The following is a 10,337-nucleotide window of genomic DNA, read 5'->3' on the forward strand; positions in this document are numbered from 1 at the left end:
CCCGTCGAGGGCGGGAACGGGGACCTCACCGTGCGGGGCGCTGCGGGCGCGGCGTGCCCGGCGCGCGCTCGCCCACCGCGGCGTCGGCGACGCGCGGGTCGCGGATCTGCCGCACCGTCTCGTCGAGGTACCCGCGCGCCGGGACCACGTGCGGCAGCGCCGAGTCCTGCGCCACCGTCCCCGCCATCGACCGGGTGTACCGCAGCGTGCGGACGCTCGGCCCGCGGTTGGCGCGCCGGTCGCCGGTCTGCTCGATGCGCGCCGCCGACCGCTCGGCCCGCGCGGCCGTGCGGACGATCCGCCGCTCGAGGCGGTCGAGCCTCAGCTCGAGCCCTTGGTCGCGCCGGTGCGCCCGCCGCAGGTGCCGACCGAGGTGCAGCAGGCGGTCCGTCGTCGTGGTGCCGTCGCGGAACTCGGTGCGGTAGATCATCTGGTTGATGCCCGCCATGACGACGCCGATCGCGATGCCGAGCAGCAGCGCGAGCCCGAGGGGCGCCCCGGCGACGAGCGCGTCGTCGACGATGCGCACCCCGATCAGCACTCCGGGCAGCACCATCAGCACGTGCACGAAGACGAGCTGCAGGCGCAGCCCGACCGCGCCCTCGGGCACGACGATCTCGCCGTCGTCGCCCTTGTGCGCCCGGTGCGCGTGGCCGAAGTGGTGCAGCGAGTAAGCGATGCCGAGGGTGAAGAGCAGCGCGAACACGATCGACGTCGTGAACGCGATCGGGTCGGTCGCCGGCACGAAGATGTCGACGTTGAGGATGCGCGACATGAAGTAGGCGAACAGCGCGAAGTCGGCGAGCACGAAGCCGAGCAGCAGGCGCTTGCGGGCCCGCGACTCGGTGCGGTGCTTCTCCGAGCCCGCGTCGAGCGACTCCTCGACGGCGACCGACAGGCGGTCGAGCGTCTCGCGGGCCCCGTCGCGCGTGACGGTGCGGCCCGTGGTGTCGACGAGGGGCTCCGAGCCCGAGCGGTCCAGCCGTCGCGAGATGCCGTCGTGCGTCGTGACGAGCGCCGTGAGCCGTCGCGCCGCGGGGTCGAGGGTGCCGCGGGTACGTCGCGCGAGCCACCGCTCGGCCGCCACCTCGGTCCGCAGCCGGAGCGCCGCCTCCAACGGGGTGTGGCCGTCCGACGCCGGGTCGAGCTCGGCGCGCAGCCGCTCGTCGTGCAGCCGCGGGGCGCTGAGCGCGTGCCGGGCGGGCAGCGGGCCGACGCCGAACAGCGAGGCCACGAGGTCCCCCGACGGCAGCGTCTCGCGCACCGCCGGACGCGAGGAGGCTCGGGCCGGCTGCCCGACGCCCTCCCCCGTCCCCGGCGCGGTCGCGTCGGGCACCGCGGGCGCCGGTGCACGGCCCGAGGCGGCGGACGCGGCCGCGTGGGCCCGGGTGCCGACCATCGTCGTGCCCGTCGGCACGCGCTCGACGGGCGGCCCGGCGAGCGGCTCGGCGGGCACGCGCAGCGCGCGGGGGAAGGGCAGGGGCTCGGTGGCCTGGTGGTCGGTCATGGGGATCGTCCTCGGTTCACGTCGACGGCGGGCCGTCGACAGGGGTCAGCTGGTGAAGGTGATCTCGACGCGTCGGTTCTGGGCCGCGAGCTGCTCGTCGAAGACGCCCCCGGGCAGGTCGTCCACGACCGGCTCGGCGTCGCCGCGGCCGACGACGTCGCCGAACGCGGCGGCGGGGACGCCGAGCCGCACGAGCTCGTCGTGGACGGCCGTCGCCCGGGCGAGGCTCAGCTGTTCTCCGTCGAGCACGCCCGCCGTGGTGTCGGCCGCGTGGCCGACGACGTTCGCGGCGACGCCCGACGGGCACCGGCCGAGCTCGTCGGCGACGCCCTGCAGCGCCGAGGCCGCCGACGAGCCGAGCACGGCCGAGTCGCCGCCGAAGAGCACGGCCGTCGAGAGCACGAGCGGCGCGGTGCAGGGCGTCGCGTCCGACGAGACCGGCACGACCGGCACGGGCAGGGAGGCTGTGGTCGCCTCGGCGGCCTGCCCCGCGCCTCCGTCGGTGCAGCTCTCGGCGCCCGCGGCGTCGCAGACGGCGAGCCAGAGCGCGCTGAGGCGCGAGGTCGACGAGATCGACGGCGCGGGCTGCGTTCCGGCGGTGCCGCCGAGGCCGACGAAGGTCACGTCGTGGCCGGAGAGGTCGGGCAGCGCGCCCTGGTCGGCGAGGGTCGACGCGACGGCGGCCGGGTCGAACGACCAGCCCAGCTGCCGCAGGTCGAGGGGGTCGGCGGTCTGCACGCCGCTCGACACGACGACGATCGAGCCGGTGTCGTGCAGGGCCGCGGCGGAGGCGAGCACCGAGAGCAGGTCGAGCCCCTCGCCGCCGGCCTGCAGCGCGCCGATCGTCGACCCGAGCTCGTCGAGGCTCGCGGCCACGGCCTGCTCGCGCTTGTCGGGCACCTGCTGCACGCGGTCGGCGGTGAGCATGGGGGTGAGGTCGACCGTGGTCGCTCCCCCTCCCTGCGTGACGACGTCGATCGCCCCCTCGCCCGGCTCGTGCGCCCCCAGCGCGTGGGCCTCGACGGCGTCGGCCGCCGCCGCGGCGAGGGCCGGTCGGGGCTCGGCCGAGGTGGCGGTCACGCCGACGACCAGCGTGCCGGGCGCCTCGAGGGCGCAGCCGGTGAGGGCGCCGAGCGCGACGGCGCCGGTCACGGCGAGGGCCACGCCACGGGCGAGGCGGCGTCGGCGGGGCCCCGCGGGCGGGACGACGGACGAGCCGACGAGGTCGGCGGGCGCGAGCGTGCGGGTGCGGCTGGTGGTGCTCATCTGAGGGTCTCCCGGTGTCGGGCCGACGTCGCCGGCTCGGACGGGCGGCGGAGCGCCCGGCCCTCGAGCGTAGGAAGACCGGCGCCCCCGCCACAGCCTCCCTGGGGATGGTCCGGGCCCGCCCCGGGGATGACCGCCGGTGGTCCTCAGGTCGCGGTCCGCGCCTCCTCGTGGCCGGTCGTGTGCCTGGGAGGACGCGGGGCGCCGACGCGTTACTCGCCCAGACGGCCGGGCGGGGCAGCCCGCACGTGCATCCGCTCGCCCTGCCGCCCGAAGAGCGAGAGGAACTCGACGTCGCCCGCTCCGACGCGTCCGAACCAGTGCGGGGTGCGGGTGTCGAACTCCGCCGCCTCGCCCGCCGGCAGCACGAGGTCGAGCTCGCCGAGCACGAGCCGCAGGCGGCCGCGCAGCACGTAGACCCACTCGTAGCCCTCGTGGACGCCCGGCTCGGGCGTGCCCTCGGGCACCGACGCGGGGATGAGGTGCTTGAAGGCCTGGAGCCCGGAGCCTCCCCGCGAGAGCGGCACGATCAGCTGGCCGTGCCGCCGCACCGGCGTGAGGTGGATGCGCGGGTCGCCCGTCCGCGGCGCCCCGACGAGCTCGTCGAGGGGCACGCCGTGCACGCGGGCGAGCGGCAGCAGCAGCTCGAGCACCGGTCGGCGCTGTCCCGACTCGAGCCGCGACAGGGTGCTGACCGAGATGCCGGTCGACGTCGACAGCTCGCCGAGGGTCAGCCCGCGGCTCGTGCGGAGCGCCCGCAGTCGCGGCCCGACCCCCGCGAGCACGGCATCGGTCGGGTCGGCGCCCGCGTCGGGGGCGGCACCCGCGTCGGGGTCGGCGTGCGTCGGAGGGGCTGTCGGAGTCGGCGGGGCTGTCGGCGTCGGCTCCGAGTCGTCGGGTCGGGGGTCGCGGGTCGTCGTCATGCCGCCAGCTTGCCAGGTCGGCAACAGAGCTTGCCACCAGCCGGAGGCGCGTCGCACCATCGATGCAGGAGGTCACCCACCATGACGAACGCCATCCCCGCCCCTGCCCCGCACCCCGCCGCGACCGTGCCCGACGCCGTCGCCCCCGACGGCCGCCGACCCGACCGCGTCGTCGACGTGCTCGTCGTCGGCGGCGGGCCCGCCGGCCTCAGCGCCGCGCTCACCCTCGCGCGGGCCCGCCGCGACGTCCTCGTCGTCGACGCGGGCGAGCCCCGCAACGCCCCCGCCGCGGGCGTGCACGGCTACCTCGGCCACGACGGCGTCGCGCCCGCCGAGCTGACCCGCCTCGGCCGCGTCGAGGTCGAGTCGTACGGCGGCGAGGTCCGCCCCGGCGTGGTCACGACGATCGAGCGCGTCGACGCCCCGACGCCGGGGTCGGGACGACCCGGACCGAGCGCGGGAGGCGCGGCCCGCTTCGTCGCGACCGTCGCCGACGAGCACGGCGGCTCGCACCCGGTCCGGGCCCGTCGCGTCGTCGTGGCGACCGGCCTCACCGACGAGCTGCCGACGGTCGAGGGCCTCGCCGCCCGCTGGGGCCGGGACGTCGTGCACTGCCCCTACTGCCACGGGTGGGAGGTGCGCGACCGGGTCGTCGGGGTGATCGGCGGCGGCCCGAACGCCGTCCACCAGGCGCTGCTCTTCACGCAGTGGACGGACCGGGTGACGCTCTTCCTCGCCGACGGGCCGGAGCCGACCGACGAGCAGTGGGAGCAGCTCGCGGCCCGCCGGGTCGGGGTCGTCACCGGGCTCGTCACGGCCCTGCGGGTCGACGACGACCGACTCACGGGCATCACGCTCGCGGGCGGACGGACCGTGCCGGTCGAGGTCGGGGTCGTCGGTGCCCCGATGCGCGCGAACGCGGCCGTGCTCGCGGGTCTCGGCCTCGCGCCCGTGCCCCACCCCGCGGGTGTCGGCGACGCGGTCGGGTCCGACCCGACGACCGGCGCCACCACGGTGCCGGGCGTCTGGGTGGCGGGCAATGTCGGCGACCTGTCGGCCCAGGTCGTGACGGCCGCGGCAGGCGGTCAGCGCGTCGGCGCGATGGCCAACGCCGACCTGCTCGCCGAGGACACGGCCGCGGCGGTCGCTCGCCGGCGGCTGCCCTTCAGCGCCCGGGCCGAGGCCGAGAACGCCGCTAGCCTGCTCGGCGACCGACGACACGGGTTCGAGCCCGTCACGTCGACCACCGCCGAGGAGGAACCCGCCGTGACCGACCCCGCCCCGCACGCCGACCACGACCAGGACGACGCCGCCGCCGAGCCCCTCTTCGACCGGGCCTACTGGGAGGACCGCTACGGTGCCGAGGGTCTCGCGTGGAGCGGCCGCCCCAACCCCGTCCTCGTCACGGAGGCCGAGGCGCTGACCCCCGGCCGTGCGCTCGACATCGGCAGCGGCGAGGGCGGCGACGCCATCTGGCTGGCCGGCCTCGGCTGGCAGGTCGTCGGCACCGACATCTCGAGCAACGCCCTCGCGAAGTCCGCCCGCCAGGCGGAGTCGGTCGACGCCGAGCTCGCGGCCCGCATCGACTGGCAGCAGCACGACCTCGTCGAGTGGGCGCCCGAGGCCCGCTCGTTCGACCTCGTCACGTCGCAGTTCATGCACCTGCCCGACCCCGTGCGCACGGCCCTGTTCCGGTCGCTCGCCGCGGCCGTGGCCCCGGGCGGGACGCTGCTCGTCGTCGGGCACGACCTCTCCGACCTCGACTCCGGCGCGCACCGGATGCACCACGCCGAGCTCATGTTCAGCGTCGACGACGTCCTCGCGGCGATCGACGGCGAGGGGCTCGTGGTCGAGGTGGCCGAGTCGCGGCCGAGGCTCGCCCCCGGGGCGGACGGCGGCACCGTCACGGTGCGCGACGTGGTGGTGAGGGCGACCCGCGCCTCCTAGTGGCGCGGTCGCGCGTCCCACGACGACGGCCGCCGCCCGGGGTCCCGGGGCGGCGGCCGTCGTCGCGCTCGCGCGCTCGCGTCAGAGCTCGCTGATCCGCAGCCGCAGGCCGTGCGCCGAGGGCCGCAGCACGTGCTGCGGCGAGACGTCCGGTCCGCAGGCCCGCGAGCCGAGGCCGTTCTGCGCGGCGTCGATCCACAGGTGCGTCGCCGTCGGCGCGGGCAGCTCGTGCGGGTGCGCCGCGGCGTCGACCTGCTGTGCCGTGTGGCGGCGCAGGCTGAAGCCGGGACGCCGGCCCGCGGCGTCGGGCACCACGTCGACCCGCAGCCAGTCGCCGCGCGAGCCGAGCGTGAGGTCGAGCTGGCGGAGGTCGCTGCGGTGGCCGCTCTCCTGCGGGCGGGCGTAGTCGACGACGAGGTCGTCGACGTCGGACTCGTAGCGGCCGACGTGCGCCGAGCGACGGCTGTCGGGGTACGACTCGCGCGGCCCGGTGCCGAACCACGACGCGCGCTGCACGCCGAGGGGCAGGTCGAGGCGGACGCCGACGCGGGGCCACGAGGTGTCCCACCCGGCCGTCGGGACGACGTCGAGCGCGAGCCAGACGGCGTCGCCGTCGAGGGTCCAACGCTCGTCGACCGTGACCGCCGCCCGGCTGTCGGCGCCGGCCCACCGGGTGCGCACCTGCACCGAGGTCGCCGTCGTCGCGACGGCCTCGACCCGCGGCACGAGGCGGTCGAGCCCGGCACGCAGCCAGGTCGTCTCGGCGCTCGGCAGCACGACCTCGCCGTAGAGGTCGGCGCGGTGGCGGTCGCGCATGACGTCGCGGTCGCGGTCGCTCGGGCCGAAGCCCTCGCCGCGGTCGTTGTCGGTGGGCGCGCGCCACAGCTCGAGGCGGGGGCCGTCGACGGGCTCGCCGGCGAGCTGGACGAGCCGGCCGTCGACGAAGGTCGCCGGGCCGAGCACGAGGCGACCCGAGGAGGCGCCCGCCGCGGTGTCGAGGGCGGTCGCGACCGTGGGCCGCGGCGCCGCCGACGGCACGGGGCCCGAGCCCGGCAGCGTGAGGTCGAGCTGCTCGGTGACGACGACGTGGCCGGCCGGGGCCCAGGAGGCGTCGTCGAGGGTCACGACGTCGACGGTGAACCACGTCTCGCCGAGGGCGGCGACGGGCACCTCGGGCAGGGCGAGGGTCACGCTGCCGTGGGCCGGCAGGCCTCCCCCGTCGGGGCCGCCGACGAGGAGCTCGCCCGAGGCGGCCTCGACGCCGTCGTGCGTGGCCGTCCACCGGAACCGCAGGTCGCTCGTGTCGGCCGAGTGGCGCAGGTTCGTCACGACGACGCGGGCCGGGCCGCCGACGCCGGGCTCGAACCGGACGCGGATCGGCGAGACGACGTGGGCCCACTCGAAGAGCCCGGGCGTCGGGGTGTCGTCGCTCAGCACCATGCCGTCCATGACGAAGTTGCCGTCGTGGACGACCTCGCCGAAGTCGCCGCCGTAGCCGAAGAACGAGGTGCCGTCGGCGGCGCGGGTGCGGAGGCCGTGGTCGCGCCACTCCCAGACGAACCCGCCGTGGAGGCGCGGGTACCGGTCGACGAGGTCCTCGTACTCGTCGATCGCCCCCGGGCCGTTGCCCATCGCGTGGACGTACTCGCAGAGGAGGAACGGCTTCGAGCGCTGGCGCTCCGCCTCGGCCGCCGTCGTGCCGAGCAGGGGCACGGAGGCGTCGCCGGCGCCGATCGCCCGCGTCTCGTCGATCCACGAGTACATGCGCGAGTAGACGTCGGTGTAGGCGCCCGTGTAGTCGCCCTCGTAGTGGACGGGCCGGCCGGTGTCGCGGGCGTGGGTCCAGGCGGCCATCGCGGCGAGGTTGCGGCCCGTGCCGGCCTCGTTGCCGAGCGACCACATGACGATCGACGGGTGGTTCTTGTCGCGCTCGACCGTGCGCACCATGCGGTCGACGAGGGCGTCGTGCCAGCTCGGGTCGTCGCTGGGGTTCTGCGCCCAGTCGCCGCGCTGCTCGAAGCCGTGCGTCTCGTAGTCGTTCTCGAGCACGACCCAGAAGCCGTACTCGTCGGCGAGGTCGAGCAGGCGGGGGTGCGGCGGGTAGTGCGAGGTGCGGATGGCGTTGACGTTGAACCGCTTCATCTGCTCCAGGTCGCGGCGGGCCCACTCCTCGTCGAACACGCGGCCTCGGTCGGGGTGCGTCTCGTGGCGGTTGACGCCGTGGAAGACCACCCGGCGGCCGTTGACGGTGAACAGGTCGCCGACGATGCGCACCGTGCGGAAGCCGAGGCGCAGGCTCACGGTCTCCGCGCCTCCGGCGCTCGTGACCGTCGCGTCGTAGAGGCGCGGCGTCTCGGCGCTCCACGGCTCGACGCCGCCGTCGAGGTCGACGGGGCCGACGTCGGCCGGACCCGCCCAGGTGACCTCGACCCCGAGGCCGGGCACCGCGAGCGTGACGGGCCAGGCGGCGGCGGGCGCGGTGATCTCGGGGACGATGCTCGCGCCTCCCTCGGGCTCGCCGGCGGTGCCGTGCCACGGCGTCTGCAGCCAGACGTCGTCGAGGCGGGCGGCGGGACGCGCCTGCAGGGTCACGCTGCGGAAGATGCCGGGCAGCCACCACTGGTCCTGGTCCTCGACGTAGCTCGACGCCGACCACTGGTGCACGCGGACGGCGACGACGTTCTCGCCGGGGCGCACGACGTCGGTGACGTCGAACTCCTGCGCGAGGCGGCTGCCGACGCCGAGGCCGACCTCGACGCCGTTCACCCAGACGACGTAGCGCGACTCGACGCCCTCGAAGCGCAGCAGCACGCGCTCGGCGCCGTCGAACGACGCGGGCAGCTCGAAGCGGCGGCGGTGGTCGCCGGTCGGGTTCGCGTCGGGCACGAAGGGCGGCTCGACGGGGAACGGGTACTGCACGTTCGTGTAGATCGGCAGGCCGCGCGAGCCGTCGCCGCCAAGCACCCAGTGCGACGGCACCGTGATGCTCGCCCAGCCGGAGTCGTCGTGGTCGGCGGCCGCGAAGTCGGCCGGCCCCTCGCCCGCCGGCAGCACGCCGCGGCCGCCGGGCGTGCCCGGGGCGCCGGCGAGCAGCCGGAACGCCCACTCGCCGTCGAGGCTGACCGTCGGGGCGTCGCTGTGCAGCCACGAGCGGGCGGGGCTGCGGAGCCCCCGGCCCGGGCCGGTGTCGCTCAGGTAGTCGCCGTCGAGGACGGACGAGGAGGCGGTGGTCGGGTGTGCGGGGTCAGTCACGGGACGGGGTCCTTCCGAGGGCGGGCGGCACGGTCGGCGCGCACTCGTCCGCCCGGCTCCGCGCCGGAGGGGCGGCGACGACGCAGGTCGGTGACCTCACGGCGTCGTGGAGGAGGCGGGGACGGCACGCGGACGACCCGGGGACGACGCTAACACTCTTTTTCGAGCAGGTGCTCGATTTTCGGGCGGGTGAGCCTAGGATCCCTCCCATGACGACCCGCGCCTCCTCCCCTCCGTCCGCCGGCGGGCGCCGAGGGCCCTACGCGAAGTCGGCCGAGCGGCGCGAGTCGATCGTCGCGGCCGCCTTCGAGGTGTTCGCCGCGCACGGCTACCAGGGCGGCTCGCTGCAGCGCGTCGCCGACGTCGTGGGCATGAGCCAGACGAGCCTGCTGCACTACTTCCCGTCGAAGAGCGACCTGCTGCTCGAGGTGCTCCGGCGACGCGACCAGATGGCGGACGGGCGCGGACGTGACGAGGCGGCGCGCACCTCCTTCCCCGACGGCATCGTGGCGCAGGCCCGCTACAACGTCGGGGTGCCGGGGCTCGTCGGGCTCTACGCCGTGCTCTCGGGCGAGGCGGTGACCGAGGGCAACCCGGGCCGCGACTACGTGAGCGAGCGGCTCGCCGCGCTGCGGCTCGACTACGCCGACGAGCTCCGCGCCCTGGCCGCCGAGGGGCGGCTGCGCGACGGGGTCGACCCCGACCGGGCCGCCGCCGCGCTCGTCGGCCTGTGGGACGGCGCGCAGCTGCAGTGGCTGCTCGCGCCCGACTCCGTCGACGTGGCGCAGGTGCTGCTCGACTGGTTCGCGCTCGTCCTGACGCCCGCGGGCGAGGCGACCGACGACGCGGGTGCGCGCCCGGGCCGGGGAACGGGTACGAACGAGGGATGACATTCGGACTCTCCCTCCTCCGCGTCGCCGTCGGCGGCGCCCTCACGGCCCACGGCCTCCAGAAGCTCCGCGGCTCGTTCGACGGCCCCGGCCTCGAGGGCACCGCCCAGATGATGGCGGGCACGGGCATGCACCCTCCGCGCCGCAACGCCCAGGCCGTCGCCTGGACCGAGACGGCCGGCGGGGCGGCCCTCGTGCTCGGCGCGGCGACCCCCCTCGCCGCGGCCGGCGCCGTCGCGGTCATGACGACGGCGATCCGCAAGGTGCACCTGCCCAACGGCTTCTTCGCCCAGGGCGGCGGCTGGGAGCTCAACGCGATCGTCATCGCGGCCGCGGCCGCCATCGCCTCGGGCCCCGGCGGCGGGTCGGTCGACCAGGCGTTCGGCAAGAAGGCCTGGGGCACGGGCGGCGCGCTGTTCGCCCTCGTGGCCGGCGTGATCGGCTCGACCGTCGCGATCGAGCTCGGGCGCCGCGCGGCGCCCGCCGACGACGCGGCCGCGGACGACGCCGCCGCCGGCTCGTCGGACGGCGACGCCGCGTAGGTCGGGCACG

The 10,337-nt window shown here is 76.5% G+C and carries 7 protein-coding genes; 3 read left to right on the forward strand and 4 right to left on the reverse strand.

Annotation, left to right across the window (positions count from 1 at the left end; all coding sequences use genetic code 11):
* Window positions 1-25: 25 nt before the first annotated feature.
* From EDF38_RS08460 to EDF38_RS08470, 3 genes are all read right to left on the reverse strand, one after another.
* A complete protein-coding gene (locus tag EDF38_RS08460; protein ID WP_123354822.1) occupies window positions 26-1,507 on the reverse strand; it encodes a hypothetical protein in 1,482 nt (493 codons plus the stop codon).
* Between the two features lie 45 nt (window positions 1,508-1,552).
* Entirely contained in the window at window positions 1,553-2,773 is a 1,221-nt protein-coding gene (locus EDF38_RS08465) for an OmpA family protein (protein WP_123354823.1), read from the reverse strand.
* A gap of 212 nt (window positions 2,774-2,985) precedes the next feature.
* A complete protein-coding gene (locus EDF38_RS08470; protein ID WP_123354824.1) occupies window positions 2,986-3,696 on the reverse strand; it encodes a helix-turn-helix domain-containing protein in 711 nt (236 codons plus the stop codon).
* An 81-nt stretch (window positions 3,697-3,777) separates the two neighbouring features.
* Between EDF38_RS08470 and EDF38_RS16375 the strand changes: the two genes are divergently transcribed.
* Window positions 3,778-5,643, forward strand: a complete 1,866-nt coding sequence (locus EDF38_RS16375; RefSeq protein WP_123354825.1) for a bifunctional NAD(P)/FAD-dependent oxidoreductase/class I SAM-dependent methyltransferase — start codon at window positions 3,778-3,780, stop codon at window positions 5,641-5,643.
* A gap of 81 nt (window positions 5,644-5,724) precedes the next feature.
* On the opposite strand, the gene EDF38_RS08480 is transcribed toward EDF38_RS16375, so the two are convergent.
* Entirely contained in the window at window positions 5,725-8,895 is a 3,171-nt protein-coding gene (locus EDF38_RS08480) for a glycoside hydrolase family 2 TIM barrel-domain containing protein (protein WP_233572306.1), read from the reverse strand.
* Between the two features lie 209 nt (window positions 8,896-9,104).
* Here EDF38_RS08480 and EDF38_RS08485 point away from each other — a divergent pair, with 209 nt between their 5' ends.
* Both EDF38_RS08485 and EDF38_RS08490 read left to right on the forward strand, forming a co-directional pair.
* Window positions 9,105-9,785, forward strand: coding sequence for a TetR/AcrR family transcriptional regulator (locus tag EDF38_RS08485; RefSeq protein ID WP_123354826.1), 681 nt, complete (start codon window positions 9,105-9,107; stop codon window positions 9,783-9,785).
* Window positions 9,782-10,327 (forward strand): DoxX family protein, encoded by a 546-nt coding sequence (locus tag EDF38_RS08490; protein WP_123354827.1) that lies wholly within the window; start codon window positions 9,782-9,784, stop codon window positions 10,325-10,327. Before EDF38_RS08485 ends, EDF38_RS08490 begins: the two co-directional genes overlap by 4 nt.
* Window positions 10,328-10,337 lie beyond the last annotated feature (10 nt).

Origin of the sequence: Frigoribacterium sp. PhB160 (genome assembly GCF_003751785.1) — a bacterium.
GTDB lineage: Bacteria > Actinomycetota > Actinomycetes > Actinomycetales > Microbacteriaceae > Frigoribacterium.

Bases quoted from the DNA above. Each gene is read 5' to 3' on its own strand.
- EDF38_RS08460 (WP_123354822.1), bottom strand. From the start codon at position 1,507: ATGACCGACCACCAGGCCACCGAGCCCCTGCCCTTCCCCCGCGCGCTG.
- EDF38_RS08465 (WP_123354823.1), bottom strand. From the start codon at position 2,773: ATGAGCACCACCAGCCGCACCCGCACGCTCGCGCCCGCCGACCTCGTC.
- EDF38_RS08470 (WP_123354824.1), bottom strand. From the start codon at position 3,696: ATGACGACGACCCGCGACCCCCGACCCGACGACTCGGAGCCGACGCCG.
- EDF38_RS16375 (WP_123354825.1), top strand. From the start codon at position 3,778: ATGACGAACGCCATCCCCGCCCCTGCCCCGCACCCCGCCGCGACCGTG.
- EDF38_RS08485 (WP_123354826.1), top strand. From the start codon at position 9,105: ATGACGACCCGCGCCTCCTCCCCTCCGTCCGCCGGCGGGCGCCGAGGG.
- EDF38_RS08490 (WP_123354827.1), top strand. From the start codon at position 9,782: ATGACATTCGGACTCTCCCTCCTCCGCGTCGCCGTCGGCGGCGCCCTC.